General features: G+C 70.3%; 17 protein-coding genes. 9 read left to right on the forward strand and 8 right to left on the reverse strand.

What is annotated here, in order from left to right; genetic code table 11:
- Positions 1-103: 103 nt before the first annotated feature.
- Positions 104-1759 (reverse strand): FAD-binding dehydrogenase, encoded by a 1656-nt coding sequence (locus NMN56_RS20995; RefSeq protein WP_274046520.1) that lies wholly within the window; start codon positions 1757-1759, stop codon positions 104-106.
- Positions 1760-1862: 103 nt separating this feature from the next.
- Here NMN56_RS20995 and NMN56_RS21000 point away from each other — a divergent pair, with 103 nt between their 5' ends.
- From NMN56_RS21000 to NMN56_RS21030, 7 genes are all read left to right on the forward strand, one after another.
- A complete protein-coding gene (locus tag NMN56_RS21000; protein ID WP_274046519.1) occupies positions 1863-2372 on the forward strand; it encodes an NUDIX domain-containing protein in 510 nt (169 codons plus the stop codon).
- Positions 2373-2447: 75 nt separating this feature from the next.
- On the forward strand, positions 2448-2846 hold the full coding sequence (locus NMN56_RS21005) for a YidH family protein (RefSeq protein ID WP_274046518.1): 399 nt from the start codon (positions 2448-2450) through the stop codon (positions 2844-2846).
- Positions 2847-2853: 7 nt separating this feature from the next.
- On the forward strand, positions 2854-3192 hold the full coding sequence (locus NMN56_RS21010; RefSeq protein WP_274046517.1) for a DUF202 domain-containing protein: 339 nt from the start codon (positions 2854-2856) through the stop codon (positions 3190-3192).
- 50 nt (positions 3193-3242) lie between these two features.
- Positions 3243-3740 (forward strand): gluconokinase, encoded by a 498-nt coding sequence (locus NMN56_RS21015; RefSeq protein WP_274046621.1) that lies wholly within the window; start codon positions 3243-3245, stop codon positions 3738-3740.
- A 9-nt stretch (positions 3741-3749) separates the two neighbouring features.
- Positions 3750-3902, forward strand: coding sequence for a hypothetical protein (locus NMN56_RS21020; RefSeq protein WP_274046516.1), 153 nt, complete (start codon positions 3750-3752; stop codon positions 3900-3902).
- Positions 3903-4015: 113 nt separating this feature from the next.
- Positions 4016-5044 (forward strand): phosphotransferase family protein, encoded by a 1029-nt coding sequence (locus tag NMN56_RS21025; protein WP_274046515.1) that lies wholly within the window; start codon positions 4016-4018, stop codon positions 5042-5044.
- A gap of 8 nt (positions 5045-5052) precedes the next feature.
- A complete protein-coding gene (locus tag NMN56_RS21030) occupies positions 5053-6267 on the forward strand; it encodes an acyl-CoA dehydrogenase family protein (RefSeq protein WP_274046514.1) in 1215 nt (404 codons plus the stop codon).
- A gap of 366 nt (positions 6268-6633) precedes the next feature.
- On the opposite strand, the gene NMN56_RS21035 is transcribed toward NMN56_RS21030, so the two are convergent.
- The 3 genes from NMN56_RS21035 to NMN56_RS21045 form a co-directional block, all read right to left on the reverse strand.
- The gene (locus NMN56_RS21035; protein WP_283742500.1) at positions 6634-7551 is read right to left on the reverse strand and encodes an IS982 family transposase; all 918 of its coding nucleotides are present in this window, start codon (positions 7549-7551) and stop codon (positions 6634-6636) included.
- A gap of 90 nt (positions 7552-7641) precedes the next feature.
- Entirely contained in the window at positions 7642-8328 is a 687-nt protein-coding gene (locus NMN56_RS21040; protein WP_274041936.1) for a response regulator, read from the reverse strand.
- Positions 8325-9623, reverse strand: a complete 1299-nt coding sequence (locus NMN56_RS21045) for a sensor histidine kinase (RefSeq protein ID WP_274041935.1) — start codon at positions 9621-9623, stop codon at positions 8325-8327. The genes NMN56_RS21040 and NMN56_RS21045 overlap by 4 nt, the downstream gene beginning before the upstream one ends.
- Before the next feature lie 221 nt (positions 9624-9844).
- On the opposite strand from NMN56_RS21045, the gene NMN56_RS21050 reads away from it, so the two are divergent.
- Together NMN56_RS21050 and NMN56_RS21055 are read left to right on the forward strand one after the other, a co-directional pair.
- Positions 9845-10540, forward strand: a complete 696-nt coding sequence (locus tag NMN56_RS21050; protein WP_274041934.1) for an ABC transporter ATP-binding protein — start codon at positions 9845-9847, stop codon at positions 10538-10540.
- On the forward strand, positions 10537-12954 hold the full coding sequence (locus NMN56_RS21055; RefSeq protein WP_274041933.1) for an ABC transporter permease: 2418 nt from the start codon (positions 10537-10539) through the stop codon (positions 12952-12954). Before NMN56_RS21050 ends, NMN56_RS21055 begins: the two co-directional genes overlap by 4 nt.
- Positions 12955-12959: 5 nt before the next feature.
- Here the strand turns inward: NMN56_RS21055 and NMN56_RS21060 are convergent, their stop codons facing one another.
- The 4 genes from NMN56_RS21060 to NMN56_RS21075 form a co-directional block, all read right to left on the reverse strand.
- Entirely contained in the window at positions 12960-13733 is a 774-nt protein-coding gene (locus tag NMN56_RS21060) for a cation efflux transmembrane domain-containing protein (protein ID WP_274041932.1), read from the reverse strand.
- A gap of 1 nt (position 13734) precedes the next feature.
- Positions 13735-14070 (reverse strand): ArsR/SmtB family transcription factor, encoded by a 336-nt coding sequence (locus NMN56_RS21065; protein WP_274041931.1) that lies wholly within the window; start codon positions 14068-14070, stop codon positions 13735-13737.
- A 260-nt stretch (positions 14071-14330) separates the two neighbouring features.
- Complete coding sequence (locus NMN56_RS21070; protein WP_274041970.1) at positions 14331-15278, reverse strand: AraC family transcriptional regulator; 948 nt, start codon at positions 15276-15278, stop codon at positions 14331-14333.
- Between the two features lie 143 nt (positions 15279-15421).
- On the reverse strand, positions 15422-16330 hold the full coding sequence (locus NMN56_RS21075; protein ID WP_274041930.1) for a zinc-binding dehydrogenase: 909 nt from the start codon (positions 16328-16330) through the stop codon (positions 15422-15424).
- Positions 16331-16607: the final 277 nt, after the last annotated feature.

Genomic DNA, 16607 nt, shown 5'->3' on the forward strand with positions numbered 1-16607 from the left:
TGCCCCGGCCCCTCGTACGCGCCGCCTTCAGGCCCCGCCTCGGCGTCCCGGGCCCCCCGTGCGCGCCGCCTTCAGGACCCGTCCCCGCGTCCCCGGCCGGCGCTCAGCTCACGGCGCGTGCCGCCGCACGGCCGGCCGTCCGGCCCGAGAAGAGGCACCCGCCCAGGAAGGTGCCCTCCAGCGAGCGGTACCCGTGTACGCCGCCACCGCCGAACCCGGCGGCCTCCCCTGCCGCGTAGACGCCCGGCAGCGGCGTGCCACCCTCCGTCAGCACACGCGATGACAGGTCCGTCTCCAGCCCGCCCAGCGACTTGCGCGTCAGGATGTTGAGCCGCACGGCGATGAGAGGACCTGCGTCCGGGTCCAGCAGCCGGTGCGGCGAGGCCACCCGGATCAGCTTGTCGCCGAGGTACCTGCGGGCACCGTGGACGGCGGCGACCTGGAGGTCCTTGGTGAACGGGTTTCTCATCTCCCGGTCGCGCGCGGTCACTTCGCGCCGCAGCTCCTCGGCGTCGATCAGCTTCTCACCTGTCAGTTCGTTCATCTTGCGCGCCAGCGTCCCCAGGTCACGCTCGACGATGAAGTCGGCGCCGCGCTCCATGAAGGCACGCACGGGACCCGGCGCTCCCGCCCTGGCCCGCCCGAGCACGTCCCGCACGGAACGCCCCGTGAGGTCGGGGTTCTGCTCGGAACCGGAGAGCGTGAACTCCTTCTCGATGATCTTCTGGCTGAGCACGAACCACGTGTGGTCGTACCCGCTGTGCATGATGTGGTCGAGCGTGCCCAGCGTGTCGAACCCCGGGAAGAGCGGTACGGGCAGCCGCTTGCCCGTGGCATCCAGCCACAGCGAGGAGGGTCCGGGCAGGATACGGATCCCGTGCCGGGCCCAGATGGGGTTCCAGTTCTCGATGCCCTCGGTGTAGTGCCACATCCGGTCACGGTTGATGACCCGCCCGCCCGCGCTCTCGGTGATGCCGAGCATCAGCCCGTCCACATGCGCGGGCACACCGGAGAGCAGCTTGGCCGGCGGAGTGCCCAGCCGCTCGGGCCAGTTGGCGCGTACGAGGTCGTGGTTGCCGCCGATGCCGCCCGAGGTGACGATCACGGCCTGCGCGCGCAGCTCGAAGGAACCGGCCACCTCCCGGCCGCTGGCCGTACCGCGCGGCGCCGCACTGGGCGCGAGCAGCTCGCCGCTGACGGTGTCCACGGCGCCCGCCGTACGGGAGAGCCCGGTGACCCGGTGCCGGAAGCGCAGGTCGACCAGGCCGCGGGCCACACCGGCACGCACGCGCCGCTCGAACGGTTCGACGAGCCCCGGGCCCGTGCCCCAGGTGATGTGGAAGCGGGGCACGGAGTTGCCGTGCCCCGTCGCGTCGTAGCCGCCGCGCTCGGCCCAGCCGACGACGGGGAAGATCTTCAGCCCCTGGGAGCGCAGCCAGGCCCGCTTCTCCCCCGCCGCGAAGTCGACGTACGCCTCCGCCCAGCGGCGCGGCCAGTGGTCCTCGGGACGGTCGAAGGCCGCGGTGCCCAGCCAGTCCTGCCAGGCCAGTTCGCGGCTGTCCTTGATCCGCAGGCGGCGCTGTTCCGGGGAGTCCACGAAGAACAGCCCGCCGAAGGACCAGTGCGCCTGGCCGCCGAGGGACTGCTCGGGCTCCTGGTCGAGCAGGATCACCCGCCGCCCCGCCTCGGCCAGTTCGGCGGTGGCCGCGAGGCCCGCGAGCCCGGCCCCGATCACGATCACCTCGGCGTCGTACGCCATGCTGCCCACCTTCTCGCACACCCGAACGGTCTGGTGACCGGAGAGTAACCTCCCTGTCCGGCCCATGGCACCCCCTGGGGCGCCGGGTGCTTTCATGGTCACCATGGACGCACAGTCACGCTCGGCGGATGAACTTCTGGACATCGTGGACGAACAGGACCGCGTGATGGGCCAGAGACTGCGGGGCGAGGTGTACGCACACCGTCTGCGGCACCGCAGTACGTCGATCCAGGTACGCGACCCCGAGGGCCGGATCTTCGTCCACCGGCGCACCCCCACCAAGCTGATCTTCCCCTCGATGTACGACGTGGTCGTCGGTGGCGTGGTGGGCGCGGGCGAGTCGTACGACGCGGCGGCCCTGCGCGAGGCCGAGGAGGAACTGGGCGTCACGGGACTGCCCATGCCCGAGTTCCGTTTCAAGTTCCTCTTCGAGACGCCGGAGCACTCCTGGTTCCTTCGGGTGTACGAGGTCGTCTGCGCGCTCCCCGTACACCCCCAGGCCGAGGAGGTCGCCTGGTGGGACTGGCTGCCCCCCGACACCCTTGAGGCCCGCCTCCCCACCTGGGACGTGGTACCCGACGGTCTGGAGTGCCACCGCCGCCTGCACTCCTGAGAGCCCGGTCCCCGTGGCGGGACCCCGCCGGGCCCGGTGGCAGGTCCGTACCGCGGGGACACATACGCTCGGGACATGATCAGGAACACCCTGGCGGCCCTCAGCCTCTGGTTCGCGCCCGAGAGGATCAAGAGCGAGGGCACCACTCCCGACTACCGCTTCTCGCTCGCCAACGAACGGACGTTCCTGGCCTGGATCCGCACGGCGCTGGCGCTGGTGGCGGGCGGTATCGCCGTCGACCAGTTCCTCACACATCTGCGCTGGGGCGTACGGACGACGATCGCCATCGCCCTGCTCGCGGGAGCCGCGGCATGCGCACTGCGCGCCGTGAACCACTGGGTGCGCTGCGAACGCGCCATGCGCCGCGGCGAGGACCTCCCCTCCTCCCGCTTCCCCGTACTGCTCGCCCTGGGCACGACGGTCGCCGCCGTGCTGGTGATCGTGGCCGTGGTGTTCGGCTACGCGGGCAGGTGAGCCCGGCATGAGCGCGGAGGACGGACCGCGGGTACCGCACCCGAGGGACCCCGGCGCACAGCCGGAACGCACCCGGTTGGCCTGGCGGAGAACGACGTTGACGTGCGCCGTCGCGGTGGCACTCGCGGTACGGGTGGCTGTCGTGCGGGGAACGGCGGTCGCCGTGCTGGCGGCTGCTCTCGGGGCACTCGCGTGGCTGGCACTGCTGCTCGGCGCGCACCGGCGCATCGGAAGACTCGCGGAGACACAGCCCGTCACGATGGGAGCGGCCGAGGTACGGGGAACCCTGATCTGCCTCCTGGTGTTGATCGGTGTAGGGGTGATGCTGCTGTGGACAGTTCGTTGAGTGACGGTCAGGGACGCCGCACACCGCGCGGGGGGCCACTGGTCGTGGTGATGGGGGTCTCCGGCTCCGGCAAGACGACGATCGGGGAGGCGCTGGCCCCGCAGCTCGGGGTGGCGTTCGCGGACGCCGACGGATTCCACCCGCGGGCGAACATCGACAAGATGTCGGCCGGTGTCCCGCTGGACGACGAGGACAGGGCGCCGTGGCTGGCCGCGATGGCCGACTGGCTGGCCGAGCACGCCGGCGGCGGCGCCGTCCTGGTCTGCTCCGCGCTCAAGCGGCGCTACCGCGACCGGCTCAGGCGTGCCTCGCCCCGGCTCTTCTTTCTCCATCTGGACGGCTCCTACGAGCTGATCTCGGAGCGCCTTGAGCAGCGCAAGGGGCACTTCATGCCGCCCAGCCTGCTGCGCTCCCAGTTCGAGGCGCTGGAGCCACTGGAGGAGGACGAGCGGGGTGCGGCGATCCCCATCGAGGGACCGCCCGAGCGGACCGTCGCCGAGGCGAGGGCAGCGCTCGCACGTTCGGGCAGCGGGAGCCCGAGCCGTTAGCCTTCGGGCATGCCACTGGGTGACAAAGAAGAGCCGCTCTTCGTCCGCGACAGCAAGGCGAAGAACGGATACGTGCTCAACCACCGCAATCCGACGGGCCTCGCGCTCATCGTGCTGGTCCTCGCCGGCCTGCTGATCACGGCACTCGTCGTGCTGGCCTAGGGCCGGTGGGGGCGGCCCGCGCGGCGTTGTGGCCACCGTCTCGGCGGCAACCCCTGGACGCCATACCGACTAGTCGGCATGATCGGGGCGACCGACGCAGAGGAGCGCGCACGATGAGCGAACAGAACCCGCCCGGACTCGACCTGGCAAGGCTGGCCGAGCACTTGGAGCGTGAGCGCCCCGGTCTGGTACGCGGCCCGCTGGAAGCCGAGGTCGTGCAGGGCGGGCGGTCGAATCTGACGTACCGCGTCACCGACGGCGCCTCCCGCTGGGTCGTACGGCGTCCTCCGCTCGGACATGTGCTGGCCACCGCACATGACATGGGGCGCGAGCACCGGGTCATCAGCGCACTGCGCGAGACGGAAGTCCCTGTTCCGGGAACGGTGCTGCTGTGCGAGGACCCCGAGGTGCTCGGGGCGCCGTTCTATGTGATGGAGCACGTGGACGGCACGCCGTACCGCACGGCCGAACAGCTCGTACCGCTGGGACCCGAGCGCACCCGGCGCATCGTGCTCTCGCTGCCCGACACGCTGGTCGCGCTGCACTCCGTCGACCCCGCCCGGGTGGGGCTGGCCGACTTCGGGCGGCCCGAAGGGTTCCTTGAGCGGCAACTGCGGCGGTGGAGCAAGCAGCTGGAGGCGTCCCGCAACCGTGAGCTGGACGGCATCGACGAGCTGCACACCGCGCTCGCGCGTGCGCTGCCCGCCTCGCCCGAACCGGCCGTCGTGCACGGCGACTTCCGGCTCGACAACGTTCTGGTGCACACGGAAAGCACGGACGACCGGATCACGGCCGTTCTCGACTGGGAGATGTCCACCCTCGGTGACCCGCTGACCGATCTGGGACTGCTGTCGATGTACAGCGAGCTGGACCTGCCCGGCTCCCCCGTCAGCACCACCAGCGGCGCCCCGGGGCACCCGGAGGCAGCCGAGCTGATCGAGCGCTACGCGCGTGCGTCGGGGCGCGACGTGTCCCGCATCAACTGGTACACGGCGTTCGCCTACTTCAAGCTCGCCGTGATCCTTGAGGGCATCCACTACCGCTACACGCTCGGCCAGACCGTCGGCGCGGGCTTCGACCGGATCGGCGCGCTCGTCCCGGTCTTCATCGACAACGGACTCACCACCCTACGGAAGGGCTGAGGCAGCACATGGACTTCGCATACGACGCCCGTACCGAAGAGCTGCGCGAGCGGCTGCTCGCCTTCATGGACGAGCACGTACGGCCCGCCGAGCGCGTGGTGGACGAGCAGCGGGCCCAGCTGGACTCGCCGTGGCTCACCCCGCCCGTGGTCGGTGAACTCAAGGACACCGCGAAGAAGCTGGGCCTGTGGAACCTCTTCCTGCCCGACCCCGCCTACGGTGCGGGGCTCACCAACCTCCAGTACGCGCCGCTCGCCGAGATCACCGGGCACAGCCCGCAGCTGGCGCCGACCGCGCTCAACTGCGCGGCCCCCGACACCGGGAACATGGAGCTGCTCGCCGAGTTCGGCACCCCCGAACAGCGCGAGCGCTGGCTGGAGCCGCTGCTCGCCGGAGAGATCCGCTCCGCCTTCGCCATGACCGAGCCCGAGGTGGCCTCCTCGGACGCGACGAACATCGGCACGCGGATCCGGCGCGAGGGCGACTCGTACGTCATCACGGGGCGGAAGTGGTACATCTCCGGCGCGATGAACCCCGACTGCCAGATCTTCATCGTCATGGGCAAGACCGATCCCGACGGCGCCGACGTCCGCCGCCAGCAGTCCATGATCCTCGTCCCGCGTGACACCCCCGGTGTCGAAGTGCGGCGCGCGATGACCGTCTACGGGTACGAGGACCACTACCACGGAGGGCACGCCGAGGTCGTCTTCCACGACGTACGCGTTCCCGCTTCGCACCTCGTCGGCGAGGAAGGGGGCGGCTTCGCCATCGCGCAGGCCCGGCTCGGTCCTGGCCGCATCCATCACTGCATGCGGCTCATCGGGATGGCCGAGCGGGGGATCGAGCTGATGTGCCGGCGGGCCGTCTCCCGCACCGCGTTCGGCAAGCCGCTCGCTGCGCAGGGCGCTGTGCAGGGCTGGATCGCCGATGCGCGGGTTCAGGTCGAGCAGTTGCGGCTGCTCGTGCTGAAGACTGCGTGGCTGATGGACACGGTCGGGAACCGGGGCGCGCACACCGAGATCCAGGCGATCAAGATCGCCACGCCTCGTGCGGTGGTCGGCATCCTCGATGACGCCGTTCAGTTGCACGGCGCCGGGGGTGTGTCCCAGGATTTCCCACTGGCCGAGCTGTGGGCCGGCGCCCGTACGTTGCGGCTTGCCGACGGGCCCGACGAGGTGCACCAACGATCACTCGCCCGCCACGAACTGCGCCGGTACGCCTAAGTCTCCTCCCCTTCTCTTCGGGCCTGCGGCCCATGCCCCCCTCCCTATCGGGCCTGCGGCCCACGCCCCGCCGTTTCCTGACCGGCCAGTCCCCGCCTTTCCGTTCCTAATGGGGCTTCGCCCCTTACCCCGTTGGCCTCGCCGGCCGGGCGTCGGGGGGCTCCGCCCCCCGGCAATCCCCCCGCCAAAAGGGGCTCCGCCCCCTCTGGACTCCCCCGCCCGTATCCGGGCCCGCCCTGAAGTGCCCGCACCCCAACAGAGCAACAACCCCGAAATCGGGCCCCCCTTACTTCAGGGCTGGTCCCGATACGGGCGGGGGGAGTCCTAGAGGGGGGCGGAGCCCTCCTCTAGATGGTTGATGCGCTTTTATGTGCTGGTCAGTGGGGTGGGGTGGTCGTAGTGGATCAGTGATCGTTTCCTGTCGGCTCGGCAGGCCCAGTTGTGCCAGATCGCCGCGTTGAGGGCCAGGAGTCGCTGGAGGACCCTGGCCCACAGTCCGGGCCGGGTGCGTCCGCCGTGGTTTTCCAGGCCGAGTTGGCTCTTGAGGGTCCAGTTCACCGACTCGATGCGCTGGCGGAGCCACTGCGGGAAGATCCCCGGGTCGGTCTCGTCCTTGCGGGCCGGGCGGATCACGGTGATCCCGAGCGTGGACATGTCGGCCTCGAACCCGGCTCCGGCGAAGCCCTTGTCGCACACTCCGGTGGTGCCCGGCTCGGGCCGGTTCTTGGCCAGCGCGAACATCGTCCGTATCGCATCGCGTTCCTTGACGAGTTTCGGGTTGACCAGGATGAAGCCGGTGACCAGGCCGTCCGGTGCGCAGACCAGCATCAGTTCGGCGCCCCAGTAGAAGCGGTGGTGGGACTTGTCCATGCCATAGCCCGCCCATCCGGCCAGGTCGGAGCGTTTCGCGGTCTCGCGGGACGCTCCGCACGGCACCGGGGTGCCGTCCCACAGCCGCACCGCATCGGCGCTGGAGGGGGTACGGGACGCCAGTCGGCGCAGGGCTTCCTCCAGCAGGCCGCCGACCGCACGCAGCCTCCGGTTGTACTCGCTTTGCGAGAGCAGGCGCGGGAAGAGGTGGCCGACCAGCGCGGGAGCGGAGCGGAGCCAGTGCCGCTCGTCGTCGTAGCGCAGCAGGACCTGGGCGACGGCCAGGCAGACCAGCTCGGCGTCGGTGACCTCCAGCGGATGACCGGGCCCGGTACGAGGCCCCCGCGAGGGGATGATGCCGTCGTCCAGCTCGACGTACAGTGCGATAAGAAGGGTGTCCAGATCGGTGTTCACAGCGCGTCCCTCGGGTCGAGCCGGTGTTCAACACCACCGATTCTGGGCACTCTTCGCCATTCCGGACAGAGGCCAAAGCGCATCAATCATCTAGGCGCCCCCGCCCGGGGCGATCAGCCCTGTCTCATAGGCGAAGACGACGGCCTGGACGCGGTCGCGCAGGTCCAGCTTCGACAGGATGCGGCCGACGTGGCTTTTGACCGTGGTCGGGCTGAGGAACAGCCGGGAGGCGAGTTCGGCATTGCTGAGGCCCGTCGCGAGGAGGCGGAGCACTTCGAGCTCGCGCGGGGTCAGGCCGGACAGATCGCGGTGCGGGGCGATGGTCTGCGGTTCGTCGTGAGGGGCGAAGCGCTCGATCAGCCGACGGGTGATCGTGGGCGCGAGGAGAGCGTCGCCGGTCTGCACCAGGCGTAGGGCGGAGACCAGGTGTTCGGGAGTGACGTCCTTGAGCAGGAAGCCGCTGGCGCCGGCCGTGAGCGCGGCGTAGACGTAGTGGTCGAGGTCGTATGTGGTGAGGATGATGACCCGGGTTCCGGCCGGGCCGGCGTCGCCGATGATGCGCCTGGTGGCCTCGATGCCGTCCATCTCCGGCATCCGGATGTCCATGAGGACGACGTCGGGCCGCGTACGGCGAACCGCTGCGACAGCGTCGGCCCCGTCGGCGGCCTCGGCTGTCACCTCGATGCCGTCCGCAGCCAGGATCATCTTGAAACCGGTGCGTACGAGGGCTTGATCGTCGGCGATGACGGCGCGCAGAGGTGGCCGGTCCGCGGTCATACCGCGCTCCGTGGGATGCGGGCCGTCACCCGGTAGCCGCCGGTCGGCGTCGGTCCGGCTGTCAACTCGCCCTTGTAGACGGCCAACCGCTCGCGCAGCCCCATGTGGCCACGGCCGTTGCTCTGCACCGGTGGGGAGTCCTTGGCGCCGCCGGTGTCCGTGGTCTCGATCTCCAGACAGTCGTCGGTGTAGCTGATGGCGACGGACGCCCGCGCGCCGCGCGCATGGTTGATCGTGTTGGTCAGCGCCTCCTGTACGACGCGATACGCCGCGAGGTCCACCCCCGGTGGCAGCGGATCCGGCGGCAGCGACACCTCGACGCTCACGGGCGTACCGGCGGCGCGTACTCGTGCGACGAGCGCGTCGAGCTGTGCGAGCCCCGGCTGGGGCTCCAGGGCGTCGGGCCTCTCGTGGGCCGGGGCGGCCAACAGGCCCATCACGTGGCGGAGTTCGGCCATGGCGGCCCGACCGCCCGCCTCGACGGCGAGCAGTGCCTCCTTCGACTGCTCGGGCGCCATGTCCATCACTTTGCGGGCCGCGCCGGCCTGGATCACCATCACGCTCACATTGTGGGTCACCACGTCGTGCAGTTCGGCGGCAATGCGGGCACGCTCCTCTTCGACGGCGCGGCGCGTGGCCTCCTCCTGAGCGGCCTGCAGTTCTGCCACCCGGTCCCGGCTGGAGGCCAGCCGCAGTTGCAGAAAGCGGACGAGGCTGGCCAGCATCCCTGCCACCAGGAGCACGAACCCCGGGCTGGACCATCCGGGTAGCACGGGTTCCGCGTTGCGGAAAGCGAAGCCGGACAGTGCGGCGGCGATCACCAGGACGGCGATCGCCGATATCCGGTAACGGCTGTACACGACCGCGCTGTAGGCACCGATGACACAGGCCAGGACGGTGATCCAGGAGGCGGAGCCGCCGATGGCCAGTGCTGCGCCCAGCACCACCACGAACAAGGTCAGCGGATACCGGCGCCGGGCCGCCAGCGGCAGCGTCGACAAGACGACCAGGGCCCAGGGCGCGGAGGAGGGTTCTTCCTCCACGGGCGCCCGACCAGGGTCGGGCGGCGAGGGCGGGGCCGGGACCCCGGTCCCGGCGTCCACCGTAGGCGGGTTGATGTACACCGGCCCTTCGCCGGGACAGCGCGCCGCCAGGAACAGGGCAATGACGGTCAGTACGAACGCCAGCACCACATCGGCGCGCACGGCTCGCCGCGACAGCGGGGCCGCCTTCGCCTCCGGGCGTAGCGCGTCGATGAGTTGCTGATGTCGGTCGCGCCGGTCTTCCGTCTCCACCCGAGCAATTGTGCTGCGCTCTCGCCCGGCCCGCGTCCGCCTGTCCGGCCAGGGCATTGCCCAAGAGACCTACTTCTCAGGGATGACTCCGCGGCCGAATCCTCCGCGGGGAGGGCCCGTTGTTGGTTCCGCGGCCGACGCGCCCCCTACGCGGCACTTCTAGGTTCGCAGGACCGGCAACGTCAGGTGCCTCTCGCGACCGCAAGGACGGGACAACTCGTATGCATCAAGTGATCGAACTGAAGGGTGTGGCGAAGCGCTACGACAGCGCAGGCGCGGCGCCGGTGCTCGGACCACTCACGCTCAGAGTCGCCAAGGGTGAGGCCCTCGCCGTGACGGGCCCTTCCGGCAGCGGCAAGTCCACGCTGCTGAACCTCGTCGCCGGCCTGGACAAGCCGACCGAAGGCGCCGTGACCGTGGCCGGGCGACGGATCGACCAGCTGAGCGAGCACGCCCTCGCCAAGTTCCGTCGCGAGCACATCGGCATGGCCTTCCAGTTCTTCAATCTCCTCGACGACCTCACCGTCACCGACAACATCCAGCTCCCGGCCCAGCTGACCGGAACCAGTCGGCGCAAGGCCGCGGCCCGCGCGGGTGAGCTCATGGAAATGCTGGGCATCCAGAAGCATGCCCGCGCCTACCCGGGCCGGCTGTCCGGAGGCGAACGCCAACGGGTCGCGGTCGCCCGGGCCTTGGTCAACCGGCCCGCGCTGCTGCTCGCCGACGAGCCCACCGGTGCGCTGGACACCGTCTCGGGCCACGACGTCCGCAATCTGCTGATGGAGCTGCACCGCGCCGGACAGACCATCGTGCTGGTGACGCACGACCTGTCGTTGGCGGAGGCATGCGCGAGCCGCTCCATCCACCTGGTCGACGGTCACGTCGCCCTCGACTCCTACGCGCAGGCCGTCCGATGATCCTGTTCGGTACCGCAGCGATGGGCCGGGTCGTACGCTCCGGGCTGGGCCGGCGGCGGGTGCAGACAGCGGTGATCGCCGTGGCCACGATGATGGCCGTGGCGTCGGCCGTGGTCGCCGGGTCGCTGATGGTCGCCGCTGCCGCGCCCTTCGACCACGCCTTCGGGAAACAGCAGGGCGCACACATCACCGCCCAGTTCGACCCGGCCAAGGCGGGTGCGGCGCAGCTGGCAGAGACCGGAAAGCTGGCCGGGGTCACCGCAAGCGCGGGGCCGTACCCGTCCACGGCGTTCCGCCCGGTGGATCAGGGCGGCTTTCAACTGCCGACGCTGACCCTGGTCGGGCGGTCGGGACCGGATGGCGACGTGGACCGCGTGGACCTCAAGTCCGGCCGGTGGGCGCAGAAGCCGGGCGAGATCGTACTCGACGCGTCGTTCGAGGGGCCCGCCATCGGGATCGGCGCCGGCCTGAAGGCTTCGCACACCGCGAACGCCCCCACTCTTTCGGTCGTCGGCTTCGCCGTGTCGGCCAGCAAGACCGCCGACTCCTGGGCGACTCCCGCGCAGGTCGACGCGCTGGCGTCGGAGGACAGCCCGAGCACGGTTCAGATGCTCTACCGCTTCGACTCCGCGAGCACGAAGGAGCGCATCCTCGCCGACCGGAAGAAGCTCGCCGCCTCCGTGGGGTCCGGGGCGCTGCTGGGTACCCAGTCCTGGCTGGATACCAAACGCGCCGCTGATCAGGGTGCGGCGGCGACCGTTCCGTTCGTGATGGCTTTCGGCATGCTCGGCATCCTGATGTCGGTGATCATCGTCAGCAGTGTGATCAGTGGTGCGGTCGGCACCAGCCTGCGCAGGATCGGCATACTCAAAGCCATCGGCTTCACCCCACGCGAGGTCGTACGCGCCTACATGGCCCAGGCGCTGATTCCGGCCGGTGCCGGCATCGCCCTGGGGGTCGTCCTGGGGAACCTCCTGGCAGTGCCGCTGCTGGCGGACACCGAGGCGGTGTACGGCACGGTCTCGCTTTCGGTTGCATGGTGGGTGGACGTCACGGTGCCGGTCGCCGCCCTGGTCATCGTGGGGCTCGCGGCGCTGATTCCCGCACTGCGGGCCGGAAGACTGCGCACGGTCGAAGCCATCGCGGTCGGCCGGTCGCCGCGCACAGGGCGTGGCCAGTGGGCACACCGGGCGATGGGGATGCTGCCGCTGCCGCGACCGGTGACCTACGGTCTCGCCACCCCCTTCACACATCCGGTCCGTACCCTCGCAATGCTGCTCGCGGTGGCGTTCGGCACGGTCGCGGCAACCTTCGCAGTAGGGCTGACCTCGTCCCTTACCGCGGTCGGCACCTCACAGGACCCCGAGGGCCGTGCCGCGGTCACGGTCACGACCACCAAGCTGAACAACGTCGCTCCCCCTCCACCTCCTCCTGCGGGAGGCAGCGCGGCAAAGCCGTCCCCCGCAGGCGGCAGCGTGGCAAGCCCGTCCGAACTCAAGGTTGCCGACCCGGCGAAGGTGCGATCTGCCATCACGTCGCAGGCGGGCACCAGCTCGTACTACGGCAAGGCCCAGACCGAGGTCGCCGTGGCCGGGGCCTCGGGCTCGGTTCAGGCCAGCCTCTACGACGGCGATTCGCGCTCGGGCGGCTACGAGATGATTTCCGGGCACTGGATCACCGGTACAGGGCAGGTCGTGGTACCCACGCGCTTCCTGGAAAGGACCAGCACCAAGGTCGGTGACAAGGTGCGGGTGACCTACGAGAAGGAGACCGCGAACCTGCGGATCGTGGGCGAGTCCTTCGACACCTCGGGCAGCCAGCTGGAGATCCACATGGACATGGCGAACTTCGCTTCGGCCGAGCCCAGTACCTTCCTCGTCGAGGTGAAGACCGGCCTCTCAGCCGACGAGTACGCCCAGAAGGTCGGCGCGGTCATACGGCCACTGGGCGGCGACGCCACGACCAACGCCCCCTCGGGGCAGGAGGGCGTCATCCTCATCATGTCCGCGATGGCAGTGCTGCTCACCCTGATGCTGGTCTCCGTGGCCGGCCTCGGCGTACTCAACTCCGTAGTCCTGGACACCCGGGAACGCATCCACGACCTGGGCGTCTGCAAGGCGATCGGCATGTCGCCACGGCAGACCATGAGCCTCGTGCTCTCCTCGGTGACCGCGATCGGCGTGATGGGCGGGCTGATCGGCGTGCCGGCGGGGTACGCGCTGCACAGCCTCGTCATGCCGGTGATGGGACGTGCCGTAGGCACCACTATGCCGTCGCCGGTCCTCGATGTGTACGAGCCTGTTCAGCTGCTCCTGCTGGGACTGGGCGGAGTCGTGATCGCGGTACTGGGCGCGCTGATCCCCGCCGGCTGGGCGGCCGGCGCGCGTACGGCCACGGCACTCCGCACCGAGTAGCGCGTTCAGCCCTGCTGCCCGCAGCCGCAGCCCGCGTCACAGCCCGCGCGGCAGCCGCACGTTTCCCGGGCCGTTTCCGGGGTCGTTTCCGTGGCCGTCTCCCGGGTCGTTTCGGGGAGCGGGGTGGCGGTGTGGGAGGGGGCGCAGCAGCCCTTGCCCTGCCAGGTGTTGCGGCCTTCTTTGAGGGCGATGGCGGCTATGGCCAGTGCTGCGATCGGGTCGGCCCAGGACCAGCCGAGGGTGGAGTTGAGTACGAGGCCGAGGAGGAGGACGGCGGACAGGTAGGTGCACAGCAGGGTCTGCTGGGAGTCGGCCACCGCCGATGCCGAGCCCAGCTCGCGGCCGGCCCTGCGTTGGGCGGCCGACAGGAACGGCATCACGGCCAGGGACAGCGCCGCCAACACGATGCCGGCGGGGGAGTGTTCGGCCTCGCCCGCGCCGGTCAGTGCGCGGACCGCGTCGAGGGTGACGTACGCGGCGAGCACGAAGAACGAGAGCGCGATGATCCGCAGCGCGACCCTCTCGCGCGCTTGCCGTACCGCGTGGTCGCGGGCCGAGAACTGCCAGGCGACAGCGGCTGCGGAGGAGACCTCGATGACCGAGTCCAGGCCGAAGCCGATCAGTGCGGTGGAGGAGGCGAGGGTTCCGGCGGTGAGTGCGGCGATCGCCTCGATGACGTTGTAGGTGATGGTCGCCGCGACCAGGAGGCGTATGCGGCGCGCGAGTACGTCCCGGCGGGCTGGGGCCGCCGGGACGTCGAGGCGTGTGTCCGCCGCCATCTCAGCAGCAGCCCTTCGTCTCCGCGTCCGGGCACGTCTTGTCCGCCGCGACCGCGAGGACGGTGGTGCGCAGGTCGTCGAGTGCGTGGCCGAGGCGTGCGTCGGCCAGCTCGTAACGGCTGCGGCGTCCCTCGGGTACGGCGACGACCAGGCCGCAGTCGCGCAGGCACGCCAGCTGGTTGGACAGCCGGGTCCGCGAGATGCCGAGCGTCTCGGCGAGGTCGGAGGGGTAGGCCGGTGCGTCGCGCAGCGCGAGCAGCAGCCGGCAGCGGATCGGGTCGGCCAGCGCCCGGCCGAACCGGGTCAGCGCTTCGAGGTCGGTTGCGAGGGTCAGCATGGAAGGAGACAGTACACGAGATCGTGAATTCATGGAATCGTGAACCGGTCGCCACCACCGAGCCGGTCCGGAGTTCGTGCCTTACGCGTAAGCGGTCAGGAGCGCGTACGCGTAAGCGGTCAGGAGCGCGCGTCCCAGGAGCTTTGTCTCGTCGCTTCTCGATGCTCCTCGTCACTCCTCGTTGCTTCTTGTCGTTCCTCGTCGTTCCTCGTCCATCGCTCTGGTCTTGTTCCGCAGCCTGCGCGGCCCGCACCTGCGGCTCAGGTGTTGCCGGTGATCATCTGCCTGGAGCGCTTGCGAAGACGGGAGCGGTACTCGCCCGGGGGCATGCCGCGGGCACGTCGGAAGGCGCGGCTGAAGGCGTGCGGAGAGGCGTAGCCGACCGCGCCGGAGATCGACTCGACCGGCTCGTCGGTGTCGCGGAGCCGGACGGACGCCAGGTCCATGCGCCACTGCGTCACATACGCGCCCGGCGTCTGTCCGAGTGCTGACCGGAAGTGCCTGGACAGAGTCGTTCGGGAGACCGCGGTCGTGGCCGCAAGGGACTCGGTGGTCCAGGGGTGTTCCGGTCGGCCGTGCACACATGCCAGGGCGTCGCGCACGACCGGATCACGCATCGCGGCCAGCCATGAGCCGGACTGCTTCTCCGGGTGGCGGGCCAGCCAGACGCGTACGAACTGGATGAGCAGAAGGTCGACGATGCTGTTGACGGCGGCGGTGGTGCCGGCCTGCGGCTGCGCCAGCTCCGCAGTAAGAAGCTCGACGGTCTTTCTGAGCTGTGCGTTCTCCCGGCTCGTGACGTGCATCGGGCGGACGAGGGAGGTGAGCACCGGCGTACTCACCTCCGGGTCCTGCTCGTAGCGCAGGACGAGCACTTCCGTCTGCGCCGGTGTCGAGCCCAGATGCAGGGCGCTGCCGTCGGTGAGGGCCCGGGCCGTCGCCTTCCGGTCACAGGGGCCCATCGTCGTACCGGACCCGCCGGCTATCCCGTGCGCTGTGCCCGGCGGCAACAGGACGGCGTCTCCTGCCCGCACCTCCAGGGGTTTACCGCCCGGGACATGGAGCCACATCGTGCCGCGGGACACCACGTGCAGTGCCGCTCCCGGAGAGGCGTCCAGCCACAGGCCCCAGGTTCCTCCGGCCTTGAGTACGACCCCGAGCGCCCCTCGCGCGCCCGATACACGTATGGCCTCCGTGAGTACGTCCATCGGTCCATTCTTGTCGACGGGGGTCAGGCCATGGTCGGCGGTGAGGGGCAGACCACGTCTGTCGGCGAGGAGCAGAGCATGCCCGTCGGCGAGGGGCGGACCACGTCCGTCGACGGGTGTCAGGCCGTGTCCGTCGGCGGGCGTCACGTCACGGCGAGAACGATCTTTCCGTGCACCTTTCGCGCGAACAGTGCGCGGACGGCGTCGTCCACGTCCTGCCAGTCGCCTCGCAGTCCGACCGGTGCCGAGAGCCTTCCGGCGGCCATGAGGCCCAGCAGGTCTGTCAGTTCCCCGCTGGTCGGTGTCATGTCGCCGTAGGTGGTGATGCTGCGGGGTTCGCCGAAGCCAAACAAGGTTCCTGACGGGAACGTGGTGTCCTGCCCCGAGGAGTAACCGACCACGTGGATGGTGCCGCCCTCGGCGAGAAGATTCCACGCCTGGGCCACCAGGGGACCGCCGACCGTGTCCAGTACGAGGTCGAACCGGCACTCCGTCCCGGCCAGGTCGCTCAGGACGTTGTCGGCCCCGAGTTCGCGGAGTCCGGCGGCCCGGTCGGGCGAACCCACGAGTGCCGTCACCCGGGCGCCCGCCAGCGCCGCCAACTGGACGGCGAAGTGCCCCACGCCCCCGCTGGCGCCGGTGACCAGGACATCGCGCGCCAGCAGTGCACGCTTGCGCAGCACCCGCAGTGCGGTGACTCCGGCGATCCCCAGCGCGGCACCGTCGGCCAGGTCCACGCCCTCGGGGACGGTGCCGAGCGAGGCGGGACTGACCGCCACCCGTTCCGCCCACGCGTGGGCGGACATTCCCAGCGCGACGCGCGTACCTGCGGGCGGCCCCGAGCCGTCGGATGCGGCGCGCACCACGACGCCGGCCGCGTCGTGGCCGTGCACGGCCCCGGCCGGCCACTGGTGCACGTAATTCAGCTCTCCGAAGTTGAGAGCGATGTGCCGTATCTCGACCAACGCCTCGTCGCTGGACGGCACGGGCTCATCGACATCGGCGAACCGGACGGGTCCGGCCTCGCCGTGATCGACCACAAGGGCGCGCATGGGTGTGTTTCCTTCTCTCGTGGGTGGGTGCGCCTGAAGGCTCGGCGCGGCAGTGGACGGAGTGCGCGAATGCGCGCCGCCGCCCCTTTGAAGCGGTGCCGCCGCCTCTTTGAAACGGCCCTGCCGCCTTCGTGGAACGGTGCTTCCGCTTCCTTGGAAGCCTACGCAGGGCCGGCACAGCGACCAGCCCCGTGAGTGCCGATCAGTTGACGATCTGTGTCAGTGCGGCTCGGGCGCGGAGTGAGCGGCTCGCGCCTGGAGTGAGGGGCCCGGCCGA

This window comes from Streptomyces iconiensis (assembly GCF_028657195.3).
Lineage (GTDB): Bacteria > Actinomycetota > Actinomycetes > Streptomycetales > Streptomycetaceae > Streptomyces > Streptomyces iconiensis.

Bases quoted from the DNA above. Each gene is read 5' to 3' on its own strand.
- NMN56_RS21050 (WP_274041934.1), top strand. From the start codon at position 9,845: ATGCATCAAGTGATCGAACTGAAGGGTGTGGCGAAGCGCTACGACAGC.
- NMN56_RS21020 (WP_274046516.1), top strand. From the start codon at position 3,750: ATGCCACTGGGTGACAAAGAAGAGCCGCTCTTCGTCCGCGACAGCAAG.
- NMN56_RS21070 (WP_274041970.1), bottom strand. From the start codon at position 15,278: ATGGACGTACTCACGGAGGCCATACGTGTATCGGGCGCGCGAGGGGCG.
- NMN56_RS21030 (WP_274046514.1), top strand. From the start codon at position 5,053: ATGGACTTCGCATACGACGCCCGTACCGAAGAGCTGCGCGAGCGGCTG.
- NMN56_RS21075 (WP_274041930.1), bottom strand. From the start codon at position 16,330: ATGCGCGCCCTTGTGGTCGATCACGGCGAGGCCGGACCCGTCCGGTTC.
- NMN56_RS21040 (WP_274041936.1), bottom strand. From the start codon at position 8,328: ATGACCGCGGACCGGCCACCTCTGCGCGCCGTCATCGCCGACGATCAA.
- NMN56_RS21000 (WP_274046519.1), top strand. From the start codon at position 1,863: ATGGACGCACAGTCACGCTCGGCGGATGAACTTCTGGACATCGTGGAC.
- NMN56_RS20995 (WP_274046520.1), bottom strand. From the start codon at position 1,759: ATGGCGTACGACGCCGAGGTGATCGTGATCGGGGCCGGGCTCGCGGGC.
- NMN56_RS21025 (WP_274046515.1), top strand. From the start codon at position 4,016: ATGAGCGAACAGAACCCGCCCGGACTCGACCTGGCAAGGCTGGCCGAG.
- NMN56_RS21060 (WP_274041932.1), bottom strand. From the start codon at position 13,733: ATGGCGGCGGACACACGCCTCGACGTCCCGGCGGCCCCAGCCCGCCGG.
- NMN56_RS21055 (WP_274041933.1), top strand. From the start codon at position 10,537: ATGATCCTGTTCGGTACCGCAGCGATGGGCCGGGTCGTACGCTCCGGG.
- NMN56_RS21010 (WP_274046517.1), top strand. From the start codon at position 2,854: ATGAGCGCGGAGGACGGACCGCGGGTACCGCACCCGAGGGACCCCGGC.
- NMN56_RS21015 (WP_274046621.1), top strand. From the start codon at position 3,243: ATGGGGGTCTCCGGCTCCGGCAAGACGACGATCGGGGAGGCGCTGGCC.
- NMN56_RS21005 (WP_274046518.1), top strand. From the start codon at position 2,448: ATGATCAGGAACACCCTGGCGGCCCTCAGCCTCTGGTTCGCGCCCGAG.
- NMN56_RS21065 (WP_274041931.1), bottom strand. From the start codon at position 14,070: ATGCTGACCCTCGCAACCGACCTCGAAGCGCTGACCCGGTTCGGCCGG.